21 protein-coding genes are annotated in these 26449 nt (G+C 61.2%); 8 read left to right on the plus strand and 13 right to left on the minus strand.

Translation table 11 applies throughout. The annotated features are described in order from the left end of the window. From ASD02_RS18450 to lpdA, 3 genes are read left to right on the plus strand one after another with little or no spacing between them, the layout of a single operon-like run. On the plus strand, positions 1-1014 hold the full coding sequence (locus ASD02_RS18450) for an alpha-ketoacid dehydrogenase subunit beta (protein ID WP_025424945.1): 1014 nt from the start codon (positions 1-3) through the stop codon (positions 1012-1014). 2 nt (positions 1015-1016) lie between these two features. Then, positions 1017-2300, plus strand: a complete 1284-nt coding sequence (locus ASD02_RS18455; protein WP_025424946.1) for a dihydrolipoamide acetyltransferase family protein — start codon at positions 1017-1019, stop codon at positions 2298-2300. A gap of 7 nt (positions 2301-2307) precedes the next feature. Continuing rightward, positions 2308-3702, plus strand: a complete 1395-nt coding sequence (gene lpdA, locus ASD02_RS18460) for a dihydrolipoyl dehydrogenase (RefSeq protein WP_025424947.1) — start codon at positions 2308-2310, stop codon at positions 3700-3702. Positions 3703-3897: 195 nt separating this feature from the next. Here lpdA and ASD02_RS18465 read toward each other — a convergent pair whose 3' ends face one another. The 6 genes from ASD02_RS18465 to hmgA all read right to left on the minus strand — a co-directional run bounded on the left by ASD02_RS18465 (position 3898) and on the right by hmgA (position 10224). Further along, on the minus strand, positions 3898-5079 hold the full coding sequence (locus tag ASD02_RS18465) for an acetyl-CoA C-acyltransferase (protein WP_025424948.1): 1182 nt from the start codon (positions 5077-5079) through the stop codon (positions 3898-3900). Between the two features lie 161 nt (positions 5080-5240). Continuing rightward, positions 5241-6125, minus strand: a complete 885-nt coding sequence (gene purU / locus ASD02_RS18470; protein WP_025424949.1) for a formyltetrahydrofolate deformylase — start codon at positions 6123-6125, stop codon at positions 5241-5243. A 165-nt stretch (positions 6126-6290) separates the two neighbouring features. Then, positions 6291-6929, minus strand: a complete 639-nt coding sequence (gene maiA, locus ASD02_RS18475; RefSeq protein ID WP_025424950.1) for a maleylacetoacetate isomerase — start codon at positions 6927-6929, stop codon at positions 6291-6293. Positions 6930-6961: 32 nt separating this feature from the next. Next, complete coding sequence (locus tag ASD02_RS18480; RefSeq protein WP_057221593.1) at positions 6962-7978, minus strand: fumarylacetoacetate hydrolase family protein; 1017 nt, start codon at positions 7976-7978, stop codon at positions 6962-6964. A 12-nt stretch (positions 7979-7990) separates the two neighbouring features. Continuing rightward, the gene (locus ASD02_RS18485; RefSeq protein WP_025424952.1) at positions 7991-8860 is read right to left on the minus strand and encodes an MBL fold metallo-hydrolase; all 870 of its coding nucleotides are present in this window, start codon (positions 8858-8860) and stop codon (positions 7991-7993) included. Continuing rightward, entirely contained in the window at positions 8857-10224 is a 1368-nt protein-coding gene (hmgA, locus tag ASD02_RS18490) for a homogentisate 1,2-dioxygenase (RefSeq protein ID WP_025424953.1), read from the minus strand. The genes ASD02_RS18485 and hmgA overlap by 4 nt, the downstream gene beginning before the upstream one ends. Positions 10225-10399: 175 nt before the next feature. Between hmgA and ASD02_RS18495 the strand changes: the two genes are divergently transcribed. After that, entirely contained in the window at positions 10400-10867 is a 468-nt protein-coding gene (locus tag ASD02_RS18495; protein ID WP_025424954.1) for a MarR family transcriptional regulator, read from the plus strand. 24 nt (positions 10868-10891) lie between these two features. Here the strand turns inward: ASD02_RS18495 and ASD02_RS18500 are convergent, their stop codons facing one another. Then, on the minus strand, positions 10892-11371 hold the full coding sequence (locus ASD02_RS18500) for an Lrp/AsnC family transcriptional regulator (protein ID WP_025424955.1): 480 nt from the start codon (positions 11369-11371) through the stop codon (positions 10892-10894). A gap of 150 nt (positions 11372-11521) precedes the next feature. Between ASD02_RS18500 and hppD the strand changes: the two genes are divergently transcribed. Continuing rightward, positions 11522-12634: a 4-hydroxyphenylpyruvate dioxygenase gene (gene hppD / locus ASD02_RS18505; protein ID WP_025424956.1), complete on the plus strand. Its 1113-nt coding sequence runs from the start codon at positions 11522-11524 to the stop codon at positions 12632-12634. Between the two features lie 104 nt (positions 12635-12738). Here hppD and ASD02_RS18510 read toward each other — a convergent pair whose 3' ends face one another. From ASD02_RS18510 to ASD02_RS18535, 6 genes are all read right to left on the minus strand, one after another. Beyond that, positions 12739-13707, minus strand: coding sequence for a glycosyl hydrolase (locus ASD02_RS18510; protein ID WP_025424957.1), 969 nt, complete (start codon positions 13705-13707; stop codon positions 12739-12741). A gap of 1 nt (position 13708) precedes the next feature. Next, positions 13709-14248, minus strand: a complete 540-nt coding sequence (locus ASD02_RS18515) for a DUF995 domain-containing protein (RefSeq protein ID WP_057221594.1) — start codon at positions 14246-14248, stop codon at positions 13709-13711. Between the two features lie 55 nt (positions 14249-14303). Beyond that, complete coding sequence (locus ASD02_RS18520) at positions 14304-16184, minus strand: glycosyltransferase family 2 protein (protein ID WP_156408416.1); 1881 nt, start codon at positions 16182-16184, stop codon at positions 14304-14306. Between the two features lie 74 nt (positions 16185-16258). Continuing rightward, complete coding sequence (galE, locus tag ASD02_RS18525; RefSeq protein WP_025424960.1) at positions 16259-17242, minus strand: UDP-glucose 4-epimerase GalE; 984 nt, start codon at positions 17240-17242, stop codon at positions 16259-16261. Position 17243: 1 nt separating this feature from the next. Then, a complete protein-coding gene (locus ASD02_RS18530) occupies positions 17244-18284 on the minus strand; it encodes a UDP-glucuronic acid decarboxylase family protein (protein ID WP_025424961.1) in 1041 nt (346 codons plus the stop codon). Positions 18285-18906: 622 nt separating this feature from the next. Further along, positions 18907-19707 (minus strand): response regulator transcription factor, encoded by an 801-nt coding sequence (locus ASD02_RS18535; protein WP_025424962.1) that lies wholly within the window; start codon positions 19705-19707, stop codon positions 18907-18909. 989 nt (positions 19708-20696) lie between these two features. On the opposite strand from ASD02_RS18535, the gene ASD02_RS18540 reads away from it, so the two are divergent. The 3 genes from ASD02_RS18540 (at position 20697) to ASD02_RS18550 (ending at position 26448) form a co-directional block, all read left to right on the plus strand. Continuing rightward, positions 20697-21683 carry a hypothetical protein gene (locus ASD02_RS18540; protein ID WP_057221595.1) on the plus strand — a complete coding sequence of 329 codons (987 nt, stop codon included), beginning with the start codon at positions 20697-20699 and terminating at the stop codon, positions 21681-21683. 161 nt (positions 21684-21844) lie between these two features. Then, complete coding sequence (locus ASD02_RS18545) at positions 21845-24007, plus strand: hypothetical protein (RefSeq protein WP_025424964.1); 2163 nt, start codon at positions 21845-21847, stop codon at positions 24005-24007. Positions 24008-24231: 224 nt separating this feature from the next. Then, positions 24232-26448, plus strand: coding sequence for a type I secretion system permease/ATPase (locus ASD02_RS18550; RefSeq protein WP_162174740.1), 2217 nt, complete (start codon positions 24232-24234; stop codon positions 26446-26448). The last annotated feature ends 1 nt before the right edge of the window (position 26449 follow it).

A 26449-nucleotide genomic window follows, 5' to 3' on the forward strand; every position in this document is an offset into this window, starting at 1 on the left:
ATGGCCAGAATGACAATGATCGAGGCCGTGCGCAGCGCCATGGACGTCTCCATGGGGCGCGATGACAATGTCGTCGTCTTCGGCGAGGACGTCGGTTACTTCGGCGGCGTCTTCCGCTGCACGCAAGGGCTTCAGGCGAAATATGGCAAGACCCGCTGCTTCGACGCGCCGATCAGCGAAAGCGGCATCGTCGGCACGGCAATCGGCATGGCGGCCTACGGGCTGAAACCCTGCGTCGAGATCCAGTTTGCCGACTACATGTACCCCGCCTACGACCAGATCACCCAGGAAGCAGCCCGCATCCGCTATCGCTCCAACGGCGACTTCACCTGCCCGATCGTGCTGCGCATGCCGACCGGCGGCGGCATCTTCGGCGGCCAGACGCACAGCCAGAGCCCGGAAGCGCTGTTCACCCATGTCTGCGGCCTCAAGGTCGTGGTGCCGTCCAATCCCTATGACGCCAAGGGCCTGCTGATCGCCTCGATCGAAGACCCCGATCCGGTGATGTTCCTGGAGCCGAAGCGGCTCTATAACGGTCCCTTCGACGGCCATCACGACCGGCCCGTCATCCCCTGGTCGAAACACGATCTCGGCGAGGTGCCGGAGGGGCATTACACGATCCCGATCGGCAAGGCGGAAGTGCGTCGCAAGGGCTCGGCCGTCACCGTCGTCGCCTATGGCACCATGGTGCATGTGGCGCTGGCAGCAGTGGAAGAAACCGGCATCGACGCCGAGGTGATCGACCTGCGCAGCCTGCTGCCGCTCGATCTCGACGCCATCGTCCAGTCGGTCGAAAAGACCGGCCGCTGCGTCGTCGTGCATGAGGCGACGCTGACATCGGGCTTCGGCGGCGAAATCGCCTCCCTCGTCCAGGAGTATTGCTTCTACCATCTGGAAGCCCCCGTCGTGCGCGTCGCCGGCTGGGACACACCCTACCCGCATGCCCAGGAGTGGGACTATTTCCCCGGCCCGGCGCGCGTCGGACGCGCGCTCGTCGAAGTGATGGAGGCCTGAGCATGGGCGAATTCGTAATCAAGATGCCGGATGTCGGCGAAGGCGTGGCCGAGGCCGAACTGGTCGAATGGCATGTGAAACCCGGTGATCCCGTGCGCGAGGACATGATCCTCGCCGCCGTCATGACCGACAAGGCGACGGTCGAGATCCCCTCACCGGTCAACGGCACGGTGCTCTGGCTCGGTGCCGAGATCGGCGACACGGTGGCGGTCAAGGCCCCTCTCGTTCGCATCGAAATCGCCGGCGAAGGCACGGAGGCTCTTGCGGCCGAAGAAAAGCCAGCGGCCAAGGCGGAGGAAAAACCGGTGCCGAAGACCGAAGCCCCGGCCGCAACACCGAGCCAACCGGCAAAGGTCGAGGCGAAGACGGCGGCCCCGGCCAAGAACGGCGTGCATGTTTCATCCGAGCGCCTGGAGAAGGCACTGGCCTCCCCCGCCGTGCGCCTGCGCGCCCGCGAAAGCGGAGTCGACCTGCGCCAGGTGACCGGCACCGGGCCTGCCGGGCGCATCACCCATGATGATCTCGACCAGTTTCTTGCCCGTGGCGCGCAGCCGGTGGCAGTCCCTGCCGGGCTCGTGCGCAAGACCGCCATCGACGAGATCAAGGTGACCGGTCTACGCCGCCGCATCGCCGAGAAGATGACGCTGTCGACCTCGCGCATCCCCCACATCACCTATGTGGAGGAGGTCGACATGACAGCACTCGAAGACCTGCGCACCATGATGAACCGCGATCGCAAGCCGGATCAGCCGAAGCTGACGATCCTGCCCTATCTGATGCGCGCGCTTGTGCGGGCGATCGCCGATCTGCCGGGTGTGAACTCCACCTTCGACGATGGCGCCGGCATCATCAACCGTCACCACGCGGTACATATCGGCATCGCCACGCAGACGCCGGCGGGCCTGACCGTGCCGGTCGTGCGCCACGCCGAAGCGCGCGGCATCTGGGATTGCGCCGTCGAGCTCAACCGGCTGGCGGAAGCGGCCCGTACTGGCACCGCGACCCGCGACGAGCTCACCGGCTCGACCATCACCATCTCCTCGCTCGGCGCACTCGGCGGCATCGTCACGACCCCTGTTATCAACCACCCCGAGGTCGCGATCGTTGGCGTCAACAAGCTGGCGGTTCGCCCGGTCTGGGACGGTGCGCAATTCGTACCGCGCAAGATCATGAACCTGTCGTCGAGCTTCGACCATCGCGTCATCGATGGCTGGGATGCGGCCACCTTCGTGCAGCGGCTGAAGGCTCTGCTCGAAACGCCAGCGCTGATTTTCGTGGAGGCATGAGGCGATCATGAAGGAAATTTCCTGCAAGCTGCTCGTCATCGGTGCCGGCCCCGGCGGCTACATCTGCGCCATCCGCGCTGGCCAGCTCGGCGTCGACACCGTCATCGTCGAGAAGGCGAAGGCCGGCGGTACCTGCCTCAATGTCGGCTGCATCCCGTCCAAGGCGCTCATCCACGCCGCCGACGAATTCCATAAGTTGCGCTCGGCTGCCTCCGGCCGCAGTCCGCTCGGCCTGTCGCTCGCCAACCCGACGATCGATCTCGCCCGCACCGTTGCCTGGAAGGACGGCATCGTCGGCCGGCTGAACGGCGGTGTCACCGGCCTTCTGAAGAAGGCAGGCGTTAAGGCCGTCATCGGCGTCGCCCGTTTCGTCGACGGCAAGACGGTCGATGTCGAGACCGAGATCGGCCTGCAGCGCATTCGCGCCGACGCGATCGTGATTGCCACCGGCTCGGCGCCGATCGAGCTTCCCGACATGCCGTTCGGCGGCTCGATCATTTCGTCGACCGAGGCGCTGTCGTTGAAAAGCGTGCCGGCCAGCGTTGCCGTCATCGGTGGCGGTTACATCGGACTGGAACTCGGCACCGCCTTTGCCAAGCTCGGCGCTCACGTCACCGTGCTCGAGGCGCAGACGCGCATCCTGCCGCAATATGACGCCGATCTGTCGAAGCCGATTGCCAAGCGGCTCGGCGAACTCGGCATCGAAGTGTTCACCCAGACAGTTGCCAAGGGGCTCTCCGCCGACGGCAAGAGCCTGCTTGCCGAGCACAATGGTCGGCCGATCGAGGTACCGGCGGAAAAGGTTCTGGTGACGGTCGGCCGCAAACCCGTGACCGAAGGTTTTGGGCTTGAAGAAATCGATCTCGACCGCGCCGGAAAATTCATCCGCATCGACGACCAGTGCCGCACGTCGATGCGCGGCATCTATGCGATCGGCGACGTCACCGGCGAGCCGATGCTGGCCCACCGCGCCATGGCGCAAGGGGAAATGGTCGCGGAGATCGTCGCCGGCAACAAACGCGCCTGGGACAAGCGCTGCATTCCCGCCGTCTGCTTCACCGACCCGGAGATCGTGACATCAGGACTATCGCCGGAAGAAGCCCGTGCCAGCGGCATCGAGATCAAGATCGGCCAGTTTCCCTTCCAGGCGAACGGCCGCGCCATGACGACGCTGTCGGAGGACGGTTTCGTGCGCGTCGTCGCGCGCGCCGACAACCATCTGGTCCTCGGCATCCAGGCCGTTGGCCACGGCGTGTCCGAGCTTTCGGCAAGCTTCGGACTTGCGATTGAGATGGGCGCGCGCCTAGAAGACATCGCCGGCACGATCCATGCTCACCCAACGCAATCGGAAGCGTTCCAGGAGGCGGCCCTCAAGGCTTTGGGCCACGCGCTGCATATCTGAACGGCGAGAGACGATCTCCTCTCACCTCATCCCTGTGCTTGTCACAGGAATCCAGCTACGGCGCGTCGGCGCCGTGAATGAATCGTCATCGCGCATTCAGCTCTTCGGAGGAAAGAAGCCCTTCAGCGCCGCAGACGCGGCGCTGCTGGATTCCTGTGACAAGCACAGGAATGAGGGCGGCGACAATGCCCCCCCTTACTGCAACAACTCCAGCCCCACCGCCGTCGCCTCGCCGCCGCCGATGCAGAGGGAGGCGATGCCGCGCCTGACGCCCTTGGCGCGCATCGCGTGCAGAAGCGTCACGATGATCCGGGCGCCGGAAGCGCCGATCGGGTGGCCGAGCGCGCAGGCGCCGCCGTGGATGTTGACGATGTCGTCGGAAAGGCCGAGGTCGCGGACCGCAGCCATGGCAACCACGGCGAAGGCTTCGTTGATTTCATAGAGCCCGACGCTGTTCTTTTCCCAATCGAGCTTTGACAGCAGCTTCTCAATGGCTCCGATCGGCGCGGTGGTGAACCAGGCTGGCTCCTGCGCATGACCGGCATGGCCGGCAACGATCGCAAGCGGCGTCAGCCCACGCTTCTCCGCCTCGCTTGCGCGCATCAGGATGAGCGCTGCCGCACCGTCTGAGATCGAGGAGGAGTTGGCGGCCGTCACGCTGCCGTTTTCACGGAACGCCGGCTTCAGCTTCGGGATTTTTGCCGGGTCCGCCTTTCCGGGCTGCTCATCGTGGTCAAGCGTTACGGTCTGTCGCTTGCCGGCGCCGTTGATCGCAACCGTCTCCTCGGCAAACGAACCATCCTCCAATGCCTTCACGGCGCGTTCCAGCGAACGCAGGGCAAAGGCATCCTGATCCTCGCGGGAGAACTGGTAGTGCTCGGCCGTATCTTCGGCATAGGTGCCCATCAGCCGACCGGAATAGGCATCCTCGAGACCGTCGAGGAACATGTGATCCTTGACTTCGCCGTGGCCGAGGCGAAAACCGCCGCGTGCCTTGGGCAGTAGATAGGGCGCATTGGTCATCGACTCCATGCCGCCGACCGCAAGCGCCGTGGCGCCGCCGGAAAGCAGCGTGTCATGGCCGAGCATCAGCGCCTTCATGCCCGAACCGCAAACTTTCGAAATCGTGGTCGACGGCGTTTCCATGCCGAGGCCGGCGCCGAGTGCCGCCTGGCGCGCCGGGTTCTGGCCGACGCCCGCGGGCAGTACATTGCCCATCAGCACTTCGTCGACGGCATCGAGGCCGGCGCGCGCAAGCGCCGCCTTCAGCGCGATGGCGCCGATCTCCGGCGCCGTCAAATCCTTGAGGCCGCCCTGAAAGGCGCCCATCGGTGTGCGTGCCGCCGAAACGATGACGACCGGGTCAAGCTTGTCCATGTCTTCCTCCTGCACCGCCTCTCTCGCGGTTGGAAGCGACTATAGCGCAGCGATTGTGCAGTGCAACGCGACTTGTTGGCGCCAGCGACCGGATCGGATTTTCACGTGTTCCACCGCCGGGACAACGCCCGGCGATGGCAGGTCGGGCTGCCGGCCGGCAATCAGCCCATGCGCTCGGAAGCATAGCTGCCGGGGCTCGCCGGGAAGACGACGACGCGGTTGCCGTTGATGAAGCAGCGATGATGGATATGGGCGTGTACGGCGCGCGCCAGCACCTGACTTTCGACGTCGCGGCCGATCGAGACATAGTCCTCGGCGCTCTGGGCATGGGTGATGCGGGCGATGTCCTGCTCGATGATCGGACCCTCGTCGAGATCCGCGGTGACATAGTGCGCCGTCGCACCGATCAGCTTCACGCCGCGCTCATAGGCCTGCTTGTAGGGGTTCGCGCCCTTGAACGACGGCAGGAAGGAATGGTGGATATTGATGATCCGGCCGGACATCTTCTTGCAGAGTTGGTCGGACAGAACCTGCATGTAGCGGGCGAGCACGACCAGATCGGCGTCCGTCTGCTCGACGATCTCCAGCATGCGTGCTTCGGCCTGCGGCTTGTTCTCCTTGGTCACCTTGATGTGGTGGAAGGGGATGTCGTGGTTGACGACCACCTTCTGGTAATCGAAGTGGTTGGAGATGACGCCGACGATATCGATCGGCAAGGCGCCGATCTTCCAGCGGTAGAGCAGGTCGTTGAGGCAATGGCCGAAACGCGACACCATCAGCAGCACTTTCATGCGCTCTTCGCTGTCGCGGATCTCGCAGGTCATGTCGAACCGCTTGACAACAGGCGCAAAGCCTTCCTTCAGCTCGTCGAGCTTGACGCCGTCCTGGCTGATGAAGGTCAGGCGCATGAAGAACAGGCCCGTCTGCAGGTCGTCGAACTGCGAACTGTCGGTGATATAACAGCCTTTTTCCGCGAGATAACCGGTAATGGCGGCAACGATGCCGCGGGTGGACTTGCAGGTGACGGTCAGCACATAGCTTTTCATCGGTATCTGTCTCTCGCTCCAGAGGTTTTTCCGGCCCCCCTTATACGGCCAGTCACCGCGAAAACTAGCGCGGCCTTCGCCCGGCTGTCGATCCATTCGCGACATCGGCTGGACGGAACCGGCCAGCCGGCACCGGTGCGGCTTTGTGAATGGCGCCTGGATTGGCTAGCGCGGGGTGCGATCGGGATGGGCGCGGGCAAACGCGTCGATCTCGGCGCAGCGCTGGTCGATGGCGACAAGTTTCGGGCAGGCGGAAAGATCGACGTCCCAGCGACGGGCATTGTAGACCTGCGGCACCAGGCAGAAATCGGCCATGCCGGGGCTGTCGCCGTGGCAGAAGCTCCCGGTTGACGGGTGGTCGAGCAGGCGCTCGAACGCCGCCAAGCCCTCGCCGATGAACTTGCGCATCCAGTCGCGGCGCGCGGCCTCGCCGTCTGCAGCATTGGCCATGACGAAGGATACGACGCCGAGATTGCAGACGGGATGGATGTCCATCGCGATCGCGTAGGACAGCGCGCGCACGCGCTGCCGCCCCACCGCATCATCAGGCAGGAAGCCGGCCGCTTCCCGCGTTTCCGCCAGATACTCGATGATGGCGAGCGATTGCGTGAACCGCTCGCCATCGATGTCGAGCACGGGCAAGAGCCCCTGCGGATTGCGGTCGAGATGTTCCGCTTGCCGATGGCCCCTGGCAAGCAGGTCCACCGGCACCGATCGATAGGTCTCGCCGAGACTGTTCAGCGCGATGCGGACACGGTAGCTCGCCGAGGACCGCCAATAGTCATAGAGATCGGTCTCGGCCATGCTGCTATCCTCGTCGCGTGCGCTGCCCACAATCAGGCCTTTTCGTAAGGCCCGACCGACTGCTCGATCGCACCGAAGATCGAATGGCCCGCCTTGTCCTTCATCTCGATGCGCACGATGTCGCCGAAGCGCAGGAAGTGCGTCTTGGGCGCGCCGCCAACGATGGTCTCGATCATGCGCAGCTCGGCAATGCAGGAGTAGCCGGCGCCACCTTCGGAGACCGGTTTTCCGGGACCACGGTCGAGCTTGTTGGAGACGGTGCCCGAACCGATGATCGTGCCCGATGCAAGCGGCCGCGTCTTGGCCGCGTGCGCAATCAGTTGGCCGAAATCGAAGGTCATGTCGACGCCGGCGTCCGCGCGGCCGAAAGGCTTGCCGTTGAGGTCGACATGAAGCGGCAGATGCAGCTTGCCGCCATCCCAGGCGTCGCCCAATTCATCCGGCGTGACGGCGACCGGCGAGAAGGCAGACGACGGCTTCGACTGATAGAAACCGAAACCCTTGGCGAGTTCGGCCGGGATAAGACCGCGCAGCGACACGTCGTTGACCAGCATCACCAGCCGAATGGCGGCGCGCGCCTCTTCGATCGAGGCACCCATCGCCACGTCGTCGACGACGACGGCGATCTCGCCTTCCATGTCGACGCCCCAGCTTTCATCCGTCATCAGGATCGGATCGCGCGGCGCAATGAAGCTGTCCGAGCCGCCCTGGTAGATCAGCGGATCGGTCCAGAAGCTCGCCGGCATCTCGGCGTTGCGGGCTTTTCGCACCAGCTCGACGTGATTGACGTAGGCTGAACCGTCCGCCCACTGATAGGCGCGCGGCAACGGCGAAAGCGCATCGTGCTCGTGGAAGCGGACCGTTGGCTGCGCACCGGTTTCGATGCCTTCGGCAACGCGCTCGAGCCGCGGCCCTGTATGTGCCCAGTCGTCGAGTGCGGCCTGCATCGTGCGGGCAATGTGCCCGACCTCCGAGCAGCGGGTGAGATCGCGGGAGACGACCGCGAGTTTTCCGTCACGCGAGCCATCCTTGAGTGTCGCCAGTTTCATGCAATCCTCCCTCTACGCAGACGATTCGTCCGCAAGTTCCACAACAAGGCCGTCAGACGCGATCGTCAAGGCACCGGTCCAGCTTTTGCGCGTGGCAGCCGTCCAATGAGCGTGCGTGATTTCAGGATCGTCGGCCGGGATGAGATGATGCAGCACCAACCGCCCGACGCCGGCCGCCGTGGCAATCGCACCGGCCTCTCCGGCAAAACTGTGGCTTGCCAGCAGGTGCTCCTTCAGCCGCGCGCCGTTGCCGGTGCGCGCCACCAGCCGATCGACGCCCTCTGTCAGCATTGCCTCATGCACCAGAATGTCGGCACGATCAGCGAAATCGGCGAGCGGCGGGAAATAGGCCGTGTCGGCCGAAAATACCACGCTCGCCTCCGCATGGTCGAACCGCAGCGCGAAGCAATCGGTCACCGGCGGATGATCGACGCGCAGCGCCGACACCGCCAGGTCGCCTTCGGCCAGGACCGGGCCCTCGGCAAATTCGACGATGTCGACGAGTTGGCGCAGATCGGGCCGGCCCTCGTCGATGACGCGGATAACGATGTCGAATTTCATCGCCTGCAGAAAGCCGTGCCAGTAGTCGCGGGTTCCCGGCGGGCCGAAGACGCGCACGGTCGTTGCGAGACCGGCGGTCCAAGCGGTGTGGATCAAGGGCCCGAGCTCGAGCACGTGATCGGAATGCAGATGGGTGATGAAGATCAAATCCAGCGCTTTGAGGCTGACGCCGGCATCGGTGAGGCCGCGGGTGACGCCGAGGCCGCAGTCGACAACCACAGTGCGGCCGCCGATTTCAAGCAAGGACGAGGTCGGCGAAGGGCCGCCCGGACGGATTGCCGGGCCACCCTTGCTGCCGAGCAGAACCAGGCGTGCTCTCAAGACCAGTCGCCTTCCGGCGTGCCGTTGAAGCGCTTTTTCAGATCGGTCCAGCAATCGATGTAGTTGTCCTGCAACGTCTCCAGTTCGGCGGCGAAGCGGGTCAATTGCTGCGGAAAGCGGGTTTCGAACATGAAGGCCATCGTATGATCGAGCTTCACCGGTTTCAACTCGCTGTTTGTCGCCTTGTCGTAACCTGATGCGTCCGGCCCGTGGGCCAGCATCATGTTGTGCAGGCTCATGCCGCCGGGCACGAAGCCCTCCTCCTTGGCATCATAGCGACCATAGATCAGGCCCATGAACTCGCTCATGATGTTGCGGTGATACCAGGGCGGCCGGAAGGTGTGTTCGGCCACCAGCCAGCGCGGCGGGAAGATGACGAAATCGACATTCGCCGTTCCCTCCTCGCCCGACGGCGCGGTGAGCACGGTGAAGATCGACGGATCAGGATGATCGAACAGGATCGCTCCAACAGGCGAAAAGGTCCTGAGATCGTATTTATAGGGCGCGTAATTGCCATGCCAGGCGATGACGTCGAGTGGCGAATGGCCGATCTCGGTGACGTGGAAGGCGCCGCACCACTTCACATGCACGCGGCAGGGCGTTTCCTTTTCTTCATATGCAGCTACCGGCGTCTTGAAGTCGCGCGGATTGGCAAGGCAGTTGGCGCCGATCGGACCGCGATCCGGCAGTGTGAACTTGGCGCCGTAGTTTTCGCAGATGTAACCGCGCCAGACCTTTTCGTCGCCAAGCCTGGTCACCTTGAACATGGTGCCGCGCGGCACCAGGCAGATCTCCGAAGGCTCGACATCCATCTTGCCGAGTTCGGTGAACACCTGGATGGCGCCGCATTCCGGCACGATCAAAAGCTCGCCGTCGGCGTTGAAGAAATAGTCGTCGACCATATCGGCGTTGAAGGCATAGGCGTGGGCTGCCATGCCGCCCTGCGTCAGCGCGTCGCCGGCCGTCGTCATGGTGCGGATGCCTTCGAGGAAGTTCAATTTTTCCGACGGCGCCGGCAGCGGCCCCCAGCGCAACTGGCCAAGAGCCAGCGAATGATCGGCCACATGCGGCCCGGTCTTCCAGTACGGATAGTCGATTTTCTGGAACCGCCCGGTGTGACGCACGCTCGGGCGAATACGGTAGAGCCAGGAGCGCTCATTGGTGCCGCGCGGCGCGGTGAAGGGCGAACCGGAGAGCTGTTCGGCATAAAGACCGTAGGCGCATTTCTGCGGACTGTTCTGGCCCTGCGGCAAGGCGCCCGGCAGGCTTTCGGTCTCGAAATCGTTGCCGAACCCCGGCATGTAATCAAGCGACTGATCAGCAGTCGACCCGGCGCCCGCCTGCTTCTGTGCCTTGTCCAACATGACCTCAACCTCCTCCTCTGGTGCCTGCCCATCGAGGATCACGGCTGATCCCGGAAGTCCACGGCACGTTCTATACATATGGGCGCCGCCCCAAATCCGAATGGACGGTGGCGCGCTGCCGCCCTATTAGTTGCAATCGTAACTATCGATTTTGTAACTATCAAGGATGCCACAGATGGCGGCCGATGGCTTCGAGCTCAACGCATTCCTGCCCTACCGACTGAACCGCGCCGCCGAGTTCGTCGCCGTGCGCTTCGCAGCCGAATACAAGGCGCGCTATCAGTTGACGCGCCCCGAGTGGCGCACGCTGGCGGCGCTTGGAAGCTCGGCCCGTGCGATGACGGCGACGGAAGTCGGCACCCATTCGGCCATGCACAAGACCAAGGTCAGCCGCGCCGTCTCGGCGCTTGAGGAGCGGCGCTGGCTGAAGCGCAGCGAGGACGAAGACGACCGCCGGTTGGAACATCTGGAACTGACCAGGGCCGGCCGGCTGGCCTATGGCGAACTCACAGGACTTGCGAGCGTCTACCAGGCGCACCTCAACGAACTGATCGGCGCCGGCGGCTTGAAGGCGCTATGCGCCGGCCTTGAAGCGATCGAACGGGCGATCGACAGGGCCGAGAAGCGCCCTTCCCGCAAATGAGCCTTGTACCAGCCGGCGCTGATATCAGCCTTTCATGCGTTCCGGGATCGGCACGCCCTGGAAACTCTTCAAGGTGTCGAGCACGATCGACGTCTTGACGTGCTGCACGCTGTCATGCGGCAGCAGCACATCGTTGACGAAGCGCGAGAGGCCGGCGAGGTCCGGCGTCACCACCCGCAGGTGATAATCCATTTCGCCGGTCAGCGCGTAAGCCTCCAGAACCTCGGGCAGAGCCGAGATCAGCTTGCCGAAGCGCTTGGCGTTGTCGCGGTTGTGGGTGGCGAGCGTCACCGAAATCACCACCATCAGATCGAGTCCGAGCTTCTGCCGGTCGATCTGCGCCTGATAGCCCGTGATGAAGCCTTCCGCCTCCAGGCGGGTGCGGCGGCGCGAGCATTGCGAGGGCGAAAGGGCGATGCGCTCCGATAGCTCGTTGTTGGTGAGATGTCCGTCGCGCTGCAGTTCGCTGAGGATCTTGAGATCGAACCCGTCAAGCTGCTCCATTCATGCATCCTTATACAGTATTTCGCACGTTTTGTGCGGCATCCTGCTCAAAACGCACAAGAATACAAGCATCATGCATCGAATTTGCGTCATACTCCAGCAAAGTTTGGAGGCCAGAGAAATCTGGAGAACTTAAAGAGGAGACTTCCGATGGGCCCGTTCCCGCATGACGCCCCGCCCGCAACGATTACCGCGGAGAACCCGGCTGGTACGGATGGCTTCGAATTCGTCGAATTCGCCCATCCGGAGCCGGAGAAGCTCGCCGAGCTCTTTACCCGCATGGGCTACAGCCCTGTCGCGAGACACAAGAGCAAGAACATTACCGTCTGGCGACAGGGCGATATCAATTACATCCTGAATGCCGAGCCGGGCTCGCATGCCATGCGCTTCGTCGACGAGCACGGCCCCTGCGCCCCGTCGATGGCCTGGCGCGTCGTCGACGCCAAGCACACCTTCGACCACGCGGTCTCCAAGGGAGCCATCCCCTACGAAGGCACCGACAAATGTCTCGATGTTCCTGCGATCGTCGGCATCGGCGGGTCGCTGCTCTATTTCGTCGATACCTACGGCGCCAAGGGCTCGGCCTATGAGGCCGAATTCGAATGGACCGGCGAGCGCAATCCGAAGCCGGAAGGCGTCGGCTTCTATTATCTCGACCACCTGACGCACAACGTCTATCGCGGCAACATGGACAAGTGGTGGGCCTTCTACCGCGAGCTGTTCAACTTCACCCAGATCCATTTCTTCGACATCGACGGCCGCATCACCGGCCTCGTCAGCCGGGCGATCACCTCGCCCTGCGGCAAGATTCGCATTCCGCTGAACGAGTCCAAGGACGATACCAGCCAGATCGAGGAATATCTGCGCAAATACAAGGGCGAAGGCATCCAGCACATCGCCGTCGGCACCGAAGGCATCTACGACGCCACCGACAAGCTGGCGGACAATGGCCTGAAGTTCATGCCAGGCCCGCCGGAAACCTACTACGACATGTCGCATGACCGTGTACACGGCCATGACGAACCGATCGACCGGATGAAGAAGCACGGTATCCTGATCGATGGCGAAGGCGTGGTGAACGGCGGCATGACGAAGATCCTGCTGCAGATCTTCTCGAAGACCGTCATCGGACCGATCTTCTTCGAGTTCATCCAGCGTAAGGGTGACGAAGGTTTCGGCGAGGGCAATTTCCGCGCCCTGTTCGAATCGATCGAGGCCGACCAGATCCGCCGTGGCGAACTCGGGCCGCAGGCGGCCGAGTAGCACGGACAGCGCCTCCATTCTCTTGTGGTGGCGCTATTCTCGAGTCTTACAAGCCTCTCGCCCGCTGGCGAGGGGCTTTTTTGGTTCCGGCACTGTCGCCGCACTCAGTTCGTGGCGTCGTTGACCACGCGCCAGTTCGGCCGACCGAGTTCATGCGGCCATTCATGCACGTCCCGATCGTTGAAATAGACGACCTCGGCCAGGTTTGGGAAATCCGGGTCGGGCTGTGTGGCGGTGTCGATCCAGGACTGCATGTAGGGCGCGCCGCCCTGCCAACCGAGCTCGGCGACCCAGATCGGCTTGTTGTATTTGGCGACAAGACCGTAGCCGGGTTTCAGCGCCTGCTTGAAGGTGTGAGGCCCGCCGTATTCGATCGCGTCGAACTGTTCGAGACCGAACACCGAAAGACCGACGAGATCGACATAGTCGTCGCCCGGATAGTACTCGCCGAGGTTCGGCATGCCCTTGGGCGACCACATCAGCTGGACATTGGGTACTCGTTTGCGCACGATATCCATCGCGTGCTTGTAGGCTTTGACGTAGTCCTGCGGCGCCCATCCGGCCCAGGAGAACCGTCCCGATGTGTCCTCCATCTCCTGCCCCCAGCGCACGATGACCGGGCTCTTCAGCTCGGCAAGCATGCTGGCGATCGCTTCCATGTTGGCGTCGTAGTCGCCCCTGAGTGTCCGGTCGCGCAACTGGTCAGGCGTCAGCTTCCAGTCGAGCGACCATGACCACGGCTCGATGGTAACCAGCAGCTTGCGCTTGCGCTGAAGCGCGTAGGCGTCAGCCAGGCGCAACGATTCCAGATCCACGTCTTCCCATGGCAGGAACAGATGCTCTGTCGAGACATCGGTCTGGTCGCCGAAATCGCCATGCGGATCATAGGCACCGAGCCGCGTTCCGCCGGGGTGGATGACGGGGCGCTTGTCGGCCATTGTCTGTGTCTGACCTGCATTACCATTGGCGGCAAGATCGGCCTTCTCCTGTGCCAACGCTGATACCAGGCCCGCGCCGGACCCCAGATTGAAGGCGAGCGCAGTGCATAGGGCGAATGCCAATTTGCGTTTCATGTCATCCTCCTGTGGCGGTTCGACCGCTCTTCTTGACCAGGTATTGGTCCTTCAGGCGTAACGCCTTTTCCGTGATTGCGTCGGAAGCAACGAGTTTCCTGTATTCGTCGCCGGGCTTGGGCTTGGCATGTTTGAAGACGTACCACTCGCCATTCGGCACGCGCCGCTGATAAATCGTGTCGCCAATCTTGCTGTGCCCGAAACAGGTGCGGGCCGGACCGGAGCCATCGAGCGCCGTCCATTTCGCCTGCATGCACATCATACCGAGATCACTGACGTACCAGTTGCCTTCCGCAAACGAGCGTTTGCCCTTGTCGTTCACGAAGGCGACCAGCTTCCTGTCATGCGCGGTGAAGCGGGCGCCGCCCGTCGGCCATTGCCAGGTCTTGTTCCGGTAGAGAGAATAGACCTCGTAGGCGCTCAAGGGGATCGGCTTGATCTCCGTCTTCGCCCTGGCGGGTTGCGCGCCGGTATAGACCGCAAAGGCTGCGAGAGGCAGCAGAAGCGGCAAAAACAATACATTCATGGACCGTTTCATCATTTTTTCTCCTCGCTTGAGGGCCTTTTGCGGTGCGAGAGGCCTGCGGCACGCTGCGCTACAGCGATGCCTGAAGCCGCCCGACCTTGCCTGTCACCCTCGTCTCACGCACCTCCGGCAAGCCGGAGCCTTTCCGCAGCCCGTCTGTCGCGGACGACGAAAACCCTTTCCATTTCAGGCGAAAACGAACGACCCCGAGGTCCGATCCACCCTGCCCGGCACCGGCGACCGAAAACTTCGCTTCGGTGAGCCCGACGAAACCGAGTCCCTGCGAGAGCGCCTCGGTGGCCTCCGCGCCATGGCGGATGGCCGACTGTCCCGACAGCACCGAAATGACCACGAGACAGCCAGCGGTCAGCGCCGTCATGGCCGTACGGGGAACGAGGGCAAGGCGGTTCTCCCGCGCATGCTGGACGTGGATGGTGGCAGCCAGCCCGGCGTAAACAAGGGCATTGATGCCGGTAAAGATGTAGAAGCCGCGCGCCGTGCCGGCGTCGGAGACGAGCCAAAGCGCAAGCGCTGAGCCGAGCGATAGCAGGAGGTAGGGCATCATGACGCGCAGCGGCAGGGGGGCTGCCGGTCCTGCGCCCTTGGGCGTGATGCGGAAATCGACAAAGGAGCCGCTGACGTGATCGCGCACAGCCGCGGCGCAGCCGAGCAGCGACCAAGGCCAGCGGGCAAAGAGAAACAGCATGCCTTCCCAGCTGAGAACCCGCGCATCAAAAGGACGGAACGTGCCGGTCGAGCGCCAGAAATAGGCAAGCCCGATCAGAACCAGCGACAGCGGCGCGAAGTGCAGCAGGAAGTCGGGATAGGTGGCGGCGACGAAGCTCCGCCCCATGACCAGCGCCATGATCGGCATGACGAACATCAACGCCATGAACAGGGAAAACAGCGGGTACCAGAGCTGCGAGAAGACGAACTGGAACTTCAGCCGCATCGGCAGCCTGGGCACATAGACCGGCGAATATTTGAGCAGGATCGTTACCAGGCTGCGCGACCACTGGAATTCCTGGATAACGAGATCGGCAAAGGTCGCGGGCCCATCCCCATGGGCGATCGCATGCAGGGCATGCACGCCCTTCCAGCCGCCGGCGTTCATCAGGAGCGTGGTCGAATGATCTTCGGCAAGCTCTGGCCCGAGACCGCCGACCTCTCTCAGCGCCTTGGTGCGAACGGCATAATGCGAGCCGATGCAAAGCGGCGCCCAGCCGTTGTTGTAGCCCGCCTGCAACGAGCCGTGCAGGCTCGCTTCGGCGTGAAGGCGACCGCGCGCCGACCAGCTGCGCGCCGCATTGGCATCGCAGATGCTTGGCGCCGAGACGTAGCCGACCTTCGGGTCGTTGAACGGGCGCAGCACCTCGACGAGATAGGTCGGCTCCGGCACGTGATCGGCATCGAACTGGGCGACGAAATCATAGCGTTCATAGCCATAATGATCGTAGAAATAGGCGAGGTTTCCCTCCTTGCAGCGGGTGCGCCGCGGCCAGGTGGCGCGGTGGTAGTCAGCAACCCCCTTGCGCGTCGAAACGAGCACACCCTGCCGCGCGCACCAATCGATCGTCTCAGGCGACGGATCCTCGTCCGCCAGCCATACGTCGTAATCGCAGCCGATCTGATCGAGCATTGCCAGCAGCGTCTTGCGGACAACAGTGAAAGGTTCTGACGGCGCCTTGGTCACGACCATGGCGATCCGGCCGTTCGGGACGGCCCGGCCGTTCTTTCCCGCGACCTTGGCGCCTGCGAAGATGAAGATGAAATAGGCAGGCAGTAGTGTGATCCAGCCGACCACGATCGTAATCATGACGTAGGATGGCCAATGGGTGACATGGGCGGGATCAAGCCACCACGCCCAGAAGAACAGGAATGCGACAATCCAGGCTGCGATGCCGAAGCCGTTCGCAATCCGCATGCGTGTCGAAAAAAGCGCCACGAGCATCGCCGAAGCATCGCCGGCCGGCGCCGCCGTCAAGGCAGCGGACCTGGCGGATGGGGCGAATGACATCTTGCCTGTCATGACCGTACCTCCAGCCCGAAACCGGGGGCAGCCGTTCGGATGATGGTTTCGATATTGGACAGCGACGGCCGGAAGCCGAGCGTCCGGCGTGCCCAGGTGGTGTCGGCATACAGCACCGGCGGGTCGCCGGCGCGACGCGCCAGAAGCTGCACGGGAACCCGTCTGCGGGTCACCTGATGGATGGCGTCGATCACCTGCCGGACCGATGTGCCGTGGCCCGAACCGAGATTGGCCTTGAGCGGCTCGCCGCCGTTGCGCAGGTAGTCAACGGCGGCAACATGCGCCTCGGCCAGGTCCATGACGTGAATGTAGTCGCGGATGCAGGTGCCGTCGGGCGTATCGTAGTCGTCGCCGAAGACATCGAGCCTATCGAGGCGGCCGGCTGCGGCCATCAATGCCCGCGGGATCAGGTGGGTCTCGGGATCGTGCCGCTCGGTCAGCTGCCCATCGGGATCGGCGCCGGCGGCATTGAAATAACGCAATGCAACCGACCGGAACCCGTAGGCCCGGGCATAGTCGCCGAGCATCAATTCGATCATCAGCTTCGTGCGACCGTAAGGATTGACCGGAAGCTGGATCGTGTCCTCGGTGATCGGCAAACGCGGCGGCACGCCATAGGTCGCGCAGGTGCTGGAAAAGACGACACGCGCCAGCCCCGCTTGACGGCAGGCCTCGAGCAGCGAAACGCTGCCGGCGACATTGTTGCGATAATACTTTCCGGGATCCTCGACCGATTCTCCGACGTAGGCGGAGGCCGCGAAGTGGATCAGGCATTCGGGTTTGAAGGTCCGTATAGCCTCGACGATCCGATCCGTGTCTTCGAGCCCTCCTTCGACCAATGGTCCCCAGCGGACATTGGTCCGGTGCCCCGTCGACAGATTGTCGTAGACAACAGGCAGGAAGCCGGCCTCATCGAGGCGTTTGCAGGTATGGCTGCCTATGAAGCCGGCTCCGCCGGTGACAAGAACGACGCGCGACATATCATACCGCCTCTCCCGCCACGGCGAGATCTGACGCGCCCAGGCGGCGATCGAAATAGGCAATGGCGCGTTGAAGCCCTTCGCGTAGCGCGACCTTGGGCTCCCAGCCGAGCTCCGCCATGGCCTGGGAAATATCCGGCCGGCGCTGACGCGGATCGTCGACGGCTGCCGCACGGTGCACGATGCGCGAGCGTGAGCCGGTCATCGTGCGGATCATCTCGGCAAGTTCGAGAACCGTGAACTCGCCTGGGTTTCCAAGGTTGATCGGGCCGATGCAGCCGTCATCCGAGATCGATAACCGTATGAAGCCCTCGATGAGATCGTCGACATAGCAGAACGACCGCGTCTGATGGCCATCGCCATAGATTGTGAGGTCCTTGCCGAGCAGCGCCTGCACCACGAAATTCGAGATGACGCGTCCATCGTCGGGGCGCATCCGCGGCCCATAGGTGTTGAAGATCCGCGCGACCTTCGTCTTTACTCCGTAGGTGCGGTGATAGTCGAAGAACAATGTCTCGGCCGATCGCTTGCCCTCATCATAGCAGGCGCGCGGCCCGATCGGGTTGACGTTGCCGAAGTAGCTTTCGCGCTGCGGGCTGTGCAGCGGATCGCCGTAGACCTCCGATGTGGAGGATTGCACGACCGTGGCCCCGGTGGCGCGGGCGTTTTCCAGCGCATTCATGGCGCCGAGCACGTTGGTCATCAACGTTCCCACCGGGTCGGCCTGATAGTCCGGCGGAGATGCCGGTGAAGCAAAGTTGAAGATGACGTCCACGTCAAAAAGGAAAGGTTTGCGGACGTCGTGCTCGACGATCTGGAAGCGGCTTGTCTCGCTGAGATGAGAGAGGTTTTCTCGCCGACCGGTCGAGAAGTTGTCGAGGCAGACAACGCTGTGCCCCAGACAAAGAAGTCTTTCGCAAAGATGAGACCCGAGAAATCCGCCGCCTCCGGTCACCAGTATTCGCTTGGGTATGCCTGCTACCTTCTTCAGAAAATCCTGCCCGCCGACAACCGGCAGCTGACCACGACCGACCTGACGCATTACACACCTCCAATTATTATACACACCATTGCACCTGGTGATTGGAGACGAGACGTGACTGAAAGCTACAATAAGGAAATATTCTTTATCAAGAATTCAAAACACGACCCGACAATATAAAAATAATATCCAGAAGGACCACGAATCCTTCTTCAGTAATTTATTATGTTAGATGATTAGCAAATAATTAATACATAGTCAACACGGAACTAAAATAACAATATATGATGCCATACACAATAAAGTTACAATCACAAAACATGTACCTAATTTGAACAAAAAATCAGCAGACATCACAAATTATAAACAGATAGCGAGAAGATATAATTACATCCATCGAAATATCTTCGTATAACTACATAACTGAAGAATAATTACTCAACCATCCGGCATCAACGACATATCGGATCTACGCCATACGGCCACGCTTCCTCGCACCTCTGTCTGCGACACGCGATACTCGCCGCCACGACAAAGCATGCGATGCCCGCCTGGGCCACCGCAACAAACATCACAGACGACGTGAGAGTACTTGGGTTAAACCGCGCCCAACGCAAACCGTCCCTCAAAGTCGCCAATTGGCGATGAGCAACGGAAGCATCATCCCCGACGTCTCACGGCGTCAGTTCTTCCAGCGCGAAGAAAACGGTCCCGCCGCGTGCTCGGAATCCGCATCGGTGGTAAAATAGCGCGATGCTGCTTCCGTCCGGTTTCGCACATTCATCTTCTTGTAGATGTTGCGGACGTGAACCTTCACGGTGTTTTCCGACAACCCAAGGCGATCGGCGATAATCTTGTTCTGGGTTCCCATGCAGATCAAATCGAGAATCTGCACTTCGCGGGTTGTTAACCCACCCAGACTTGCCTCCCGCCGCCGCTTTCCGGCATTCGCATAGACAGCAGCATCGGACGCTTCCGCCTGCCGACCATAGAGCTTGGCCGAGTTAAAGGGGTCTACCGACAGCCGCCGCAACAGTGCAGCCGGGAAATGCTCGCCCCCCTTCATCAGCAGATCGATCGCCGCAAGGCAGACATCAAGGTGCAGGTTGAGAGGAAGGACACCATGGATCAACCGCTCTTCAACAAAACCGGCGATCGACGGATCGAGTTCTTCGGCATTGTCCACCACCAGTCCGATCGAGGCCTTGGGATGGAACTCGTGAATGGTCCGCAGGATTGTCGGAAATGTCTTGGCAGACATGCGGTATAGCATGATCAAAGAAACATCGACGAGATTGCCGTCGAGCAAATTGTCGGGGTCGGAAAGACTAACGACGTCATGTCCAGAAAACCGGGAGCCGACCGCCTGCATCAAGCACTCGGCAAACAGGTCGATCTTGGCAAGCATGACAATCTTTTTCTTTTGCGACAAAGCCTTGTTGTTATCTTCAAAATCGCCCACGTTATGGCCTTCAGGATGCATTACGCCCTCCTCGGGTTTTCCCATTTATTCTTATGGGTGCGCCAGCCTGACTCGGAGTTACGCCCATCTCAGCAAATTGATTCGTGACCAGTGGATAGCGCGAACCCTCTCCACAGACGGAAAATTCGCACTAGCTAATGTATCGTAAAGGTAGGAGGGGTGAAACAACCCAAAAGGATTAGATGCCCTCCAGAAAGCCCCTTAAATCGTTCTAATTAGAACCATCTTTGGGCTAATTCTTAACCAAAAGTATAACAAGATCGTATCCGAAGCGTCTGAATGGGCTTTCAGCCTAGGCTACTCAGCCATCCATATCATCCATTTCCATCCGCAGCGTCGGCCGCACACCGTCCGTGCGCCGGCTCTCGCCACCAGAAATAGCTTCTCTCCAGAGAGAACCTTAGGCATATACCTAATAATACTTCCTAGGAGCTATCTCTCGGGGTGAGCATTGCACTCCCCGTGATGGCTGACAAGACCTCTCTGCGCTCTAAAGCGCAACTTGCCCGCGAGCACCAGAGGTTGCGCCAGGTCGATTTTTGCAAAGATTAACAAACCCTTGCGATCCCTAAAACCCCAAAAAATCCCGAAAAAACGCCGATAATTCGCCCAAAAATGGCATGCTAGCTCCAATTGATGTCTATCGTCCCGTCGTATTCAGAGCCACACTCCTCTCATCGCACTTGAGTTTCGTGTGATCCGAGCCCGGTACCTGTGTGTGCGTTCTGGCTCGCGGCCCGTGTGAATGTGTAAGCGTAGTGAAGCGTAAATCAGTATTAAACCAAAGACATAATCACACGTAATGATTGAGTGCAGGAACTAACCTGCCGCAATTCGATACTTAAAACAACATTGAAATATATTGAGACCCCACAGATGAATATCCCGCGGGAGCATCATCTGAAATTCAAAAAAGAGCCAGCTCCGGATAAAAACCTCATAAAGATGTAGGGGTTTCGGTGCTGGCTCCTTCTCAGGAGGAGAACCACATGTCCGCACTTCTCGACGATAGCATCAAGGCCGATGATGATCTGAAAGTCGGCGCTCTCGCCGATGGACTGGCAACCAGTGCTGCCAATGATCTGAACGTTGACGACGGGTCAACGAGCAACGTTGGCATCGCCAACGGCAATGACCGCAATAACTACAGCGACAGTTCGCAGGACAACGACACCCACATCAAGACGGATGTCGACACCGACATCAAGACCGAGGCCAATGAAAACGGCGACAACCGCAACAACTACTCCGACAGCTCGACCGACTACAATTACGACTACGATTACAAGGACAACAGCAGGGTCGAAACAGATATCGACCAGAAGGCCAACGGTGACAACCGCGACAATTCCTATGAATGGGATTATGACAGCAAGGTTACCACCAAGACAGACATCGATACCGACATCAAGACGGAAGCCAACGACAACGGCGACAATCGCAACAACTACTCGTCATCCGACAACGACATCATCACCAAATCGGACGACGACTTTGCAACGCTGAAGGACGTCAAGGACTTCGACAATCTCGGCATCGCCGGTGGGGACCTCACCTTCAATCTCGGCGACGACTTCTCGTTTAATCTGAACGTCGACCACATCCTCAACAACTCGCTCGAAGGCGCCGGCAACGATAGCGGTTTCAGCGTGGTACAGGCCAACAACCTTGCCGATCAGGACCAGGCCTACGACGTCAGGATGAACAACTCGGACGCCAACAACGACCTGCGCGCCGACGGCGGGCACTCGGATGGCGGCGATGGTCTGAACTTCGACACCAAGTCGGATTGGGACCTCAAGGCCGGTGACGGCATCAACGGCAGCACGACCTCCGACTCGTCGGCGATCCTGGCAAATTCCGGCTTCCATCAGGAAATCGTCCAGGGCGCGAACCTTGTCAGCAACACCGTCGACTCCAGCGTCATCGGTGGCAATTCGCACACTACGGATGTCGGTCACGACACCGACAGCTGATCGATCCGTTTCACAAGAGAAGACTGCACCGGCCCCCCGCGCGGCCGGTGCAGTCGCGCAGATTTGATTTCGGATCGGTTCGTTTCTTTTTTACCGGGGCATTCCTGTCTAGGCCCACCGAAGTCTCCCTTTGATGCGGAAAAAAGGGAAGGATCGGGACAATGCATACGGAAAGAGTGAATGAAATCATTGCACATTTCATCGGCCTGTTCGAAGCCGATACCGATGAAGCACGGCTGAGGCAGAAGCAGCTCGAAGGCGGTGATCTGAAGGAAGTTGCGCAGCAGCTCGAAGACGGCGAAGCAAAGCCGTCCGACTTTACATCCTCATACCAGCTGGTCGACTATGATCCTGAAGTGCTTTATCGAGCGCCCTCCCATGACATTGCCGATGTGGACCTGTTCGGCCGGATCCGCGGCTTCGGCGATCATTTTGCCGATGCTGTCGCCCAATACGGCAATACCGTACCGGTGAAGCTGTTCGCCAACCTCGGCCAACCCGACGGGGCACCTGTCGAAGACAAGTTGATTGTCCACGACGGCCCCGGCTCGGTCATCGCCCATGTGGTCCAGGCCAATATGGTGCGCGACGACGACGCCCTGAACATGACGGATTCCGAGGTCGCCCCGCGCGACACGACCTACGTCAGCTACAAACTTGCCGAATTCAGCGCCGAGGCAGCCGAAGCCACTCCATTCGCGCACTACACCCGCGTCGACACCTTTGAAGGTCTCTCGAAAATCGCCGACGATCTGTCGGACTACGCCGCGGCAAACCGACTGCCGGAACCGCCAGCCTCAAGCAGCGAGCCCGCCCTCAACGCAGGCGCCGATGCTGGCACAACCATTGTACTCACCGAGCAACCCGCCACTACGGATCCGCTCGACGACGAAATCGACCTTCCCACGACCGTCTCTCCGGACGAATTGCCAAGGGATGACAACGGCAATTTCGCCTTGGCCGCCGACAGCATCGAGGGCGTCTACGTCAACGGCTGCCGCGTCGACGAAGCCCCGGTTCTTGCGGACTTCATGCCTGATCGTGGACTGGCGCAACCGGTTGCCGATCCGGAAGGCACCGACGGCCCGCTGCAGGAGGAAGACGACAAGAGCGGCAATTCCGTTTACGTCGAAGCCGGCGCCAACATCGTCGCCAATATCGTCAGCATCGTCGAGACCGGCGTCATCGCCCCCGTAACGGCGGTGATGGGCGGATACCATCAGATCGACATCATCTCGCAATCCTACGCCTATGCCGACAGTGACAGGCTGGATAGGGTTCTGAGTGAAAACTCGGCCGAATCTACGTCACGCACGGTTGCGATGAACATCGCCAATTTCGGCCGTGATGCCTATCATTCATCGTCTTCCGAGCAGGACGGCGATACGGCTCAATCGTCGATCTTCCCGAACGCCTGGCGCGTCAGCATGGTGGAGGGCGACGTTTCCTTCGTCCATTGGGTCGAGCAGTACAACTTCGTAAACGACAACGACACGGTGACCGTGACCACCACCGGCGTCCAGACAACGGCCCTGACCGGTGGCAACGTGGCGGTCAACCTCGCTTCCTTCCTCGGTTTGGGCGACCAGTACGACCTGGTGATCGTCGGCGGCAAGGTCCTGGACCTCAACATGATCACCCAGGTCGCCGTCTTCTACGACAACGACCACATCAGTGGCATTGCCGCCGGCAACGGCATGACCGTAAACGAGAGCGGCAACCTGATCTGGAACCAGGCGTCGATCCAGAACATCGGCGCGAATGACCGCTTCGAAGCGATCCCGGACTATATCCAGAAGGCCGTCGACAACATCAACGACCGCATTGACGAACTGCCCTCAGGCTTTTCGCATGACCTCAATTTCCAGGGCTATGAAGGCCTGAACATTCTTTACATCACCGGCAACCTGTATGACGTCAATGTCATCAAGCAGATCAGCATTCTCGGCGACGCCGATTCCGTCAGTTACGTCGCCAGCAAGATCCTCAGCGACAATCCGGATGCTGACATTACCATCCACACTGGTGCAAACGCCGTCGTCAACAGCGCTCAGATCATCGACTACGACAGTTTCGGCCACACGACCTATGTCGGCGGCCAGGTCTATTCCGATGCGATCCTGATCCAGGCCGGCCTTGTCGACCACGACACCGATACCCATGACGTGACGCCCAAGGGCGACCGGCTCGCCAACGAAGTCATCGCCTTCATCGGCGACGACGACGCACCGTCACATCCGACCGAAACAGTGATCGACGCCGGCAATGACTTGTCCTGGTCCAACGGCCAATGGAACGACGTCATGCACACGGTGCTGACCTAACAAGAACACGAACGGGGGAAGGCATGAACGATCTTTCTAAGTGGCGTGGCAGCGGCAGCAAGGCGCCTGCACGGGAAGAGCCGGCTCCGGAGGTCGTCGACGAACTCGAAGCAGCGTTGACCAACCGATGCATCGCCGCGATCAACGAGGCCGTTGAAGGCCTGCGAAAGGTCGGCCTGGATATCCGCACGACACGGAAAGGGCACGCGCCGGCACCGAAAGCGATGTCGGAACCCGCGAAACTCGCCGATGCCCCCGCCCCCCGCGACCAAGACGATTCCGACGCAGAGTTTCTCGCCCTCGCCCGCTCGATGGCAAACCCCATCCGCCATACCGAGAAGAAGCAGGCCAGTTATCACTTCGGCCCAAGGCGCGACGGCGCCCGGTGGCAAGACCGCGAAAGCGCACCGCTGGAGGAAGTTGAGCGTCAGGCAGCGCCGGTCGTCGCGGCAATCGCCGAGATGCCGATCGCAAAGGCGGCGCCGGCGGAACTGCCGGAAAACAGCTCGACTGCGCAGCAGCAAGCACATCGTCGTGGCAACGACAGCGACCCGGCCGATGAATTGAAGGGCCGACCGGGTCGCGCTCTCCCGCAGACGATCGACAACGATCCAGGCCCGCTGAAAGAGAATGACCGCCGTCCGGCCGTCCGCGACGGCGGCGGCGCCCCGACCGATGGCGGCGGTGGTGGTGGTGGCGACAAGCACACCTTCCACAAGCGCATGGGACCGGTCAATTTTGCCGCCAGCCTGCGCAACGGTATGGCCGTCGTCCGCCGCAACATGATGATCGTCATCGCGTTTACCATCGCGATCAACGTTCTGGTCCTTGCCATTCCGATCTACCTCTTCCAGATCTCCGATCGGGTGCTGACCAGCCGCTCGCAGGATACGCTGGTGATGCTGACGATCGCCGTGCTCGGTGCCATCGTCCTGCAGGTCATCCTCGATTCCATCCGCCGCTTCATCCTGATGCGCACTGCCGTCGAAATGGAGGTCCAGCTCGGCGCGCCTATCTTGAGTGCGGCCGCGAGAGCGTCACTGCACGGCAACGGTCGCGACTATCAGGTGTTGAGCGACCTCCAGCAACTGCGCTCCTTCATCGTCTCCGGCACCCTGATCTCGTTCCTCGACGCGCCGCTGATGCCGTTCTTCGTGGTGGTCGTCTATATGATCCAGCCGCAGCTCGGGTTGATCGTCATCATGTGCTGCGTGGTGCTGTTCGTGATCGCGTATCTCAATCAGAAGGCGACGTCGCAGCCCTTCAGCGAGGCCAACGCCTTCCTCAGCCGCGCCAATTTCCACCTGGATTCGATGTCGCGCAACTCACAGATCATCAACGCACTGGCGATGATCCCGGAAGCAGTAAAGATGTGGGGCCGCGAGACTGCCGGTTCGCTGAAATCGCAAGTCTATGCCCAGGACCGCAGCATCATCTTTACCGGGGCATCAAAGGCGGTGCGCATGTTCACCCAGGTCGCCCTGCTTGGCTGGGGCGCGCATCTGTCGATGGACGGGCACCTCACCGGCGGCATGGTCATTGCTGCCTCGATCATCTCGGGGCGGGCGCTTGCGCCGGTCGAAGGGGCAATCGAGGGTTGGAACCAGCTCAATCATTCACGTGCCGCCTATGGCCGGATCAAGCAGTTGCTGGTCAACTCGCCCTTGAACTTTCCGCGCCTGCGACTGCCGAACCCGGAGGGCCGGCTCGATGTCGAACGCATCCTCTTCGTGCCGCCGCCGCAGAAGCGCGTGATCCTCAACGGCATCTCCTTCTCGCTCAACAAGGGGGAGTCGCTTGCGGTTATCGGTAATTCCGGCTCCGGCAAGACGACGCTCGGCAAGATGCTCGTCGGTTCGATCGTGCCGACCTCAGGCAATGTCCGCCTCGATCTCATGGATTTGAGAAACTGGGACCAGCGGCAGTTCGGCGAAAGCATCGGCTATCTGCCGCAGGACGTGCAGCTGTTTCCCGGCACGATCAAGGCCAACATCTCGCGCATGCGCGACGATGTCGAAGACAGCGCGATCTTCGAAGCGGCCGTACTCGCCGACGTGCACGAGTTGATCGCGTCGTTCCCGCAGGGCTACGAGACGATCGTCGCTGCGGACGGTGCGCCGCTCTCGGGGGGCCAGAAGCAACGCATTGCGCTGGCACGCGCCTTCTTCGGCAACCCAAAATTCGTGGTGCTGGACGAGCCCAATTCCAATCTCGACACCAATGGTGAGGCAGCGCTTGCCCGCGCACTGGTGCATGCCAAGAAGCAGGGCATCACCACCGTGACCATCACCCAGCGTCCCTCCTTGCTGCAATGCGTCGACAAGATCATGCTTCTGAACGAGGGAACCGTTGCCATGTTCGGTGCGCGCAATGACGTGCTTGCAGCCATCGGCGCCAAGCCGAAGGACGAAAAGTCCGCACCCCGTATCGCCGGAGAATGAC

The sequence above is a fragment of the Ensifer sp. Root1252 genome (genome assembly GCF_001425885.1).
Classification (GTDB): Bacteria; Pseudomonadota; Alphaproteobacteria; order Rhizobiales; family Rhizobiaceae; genus Ensifer; species Ensifer canadensis.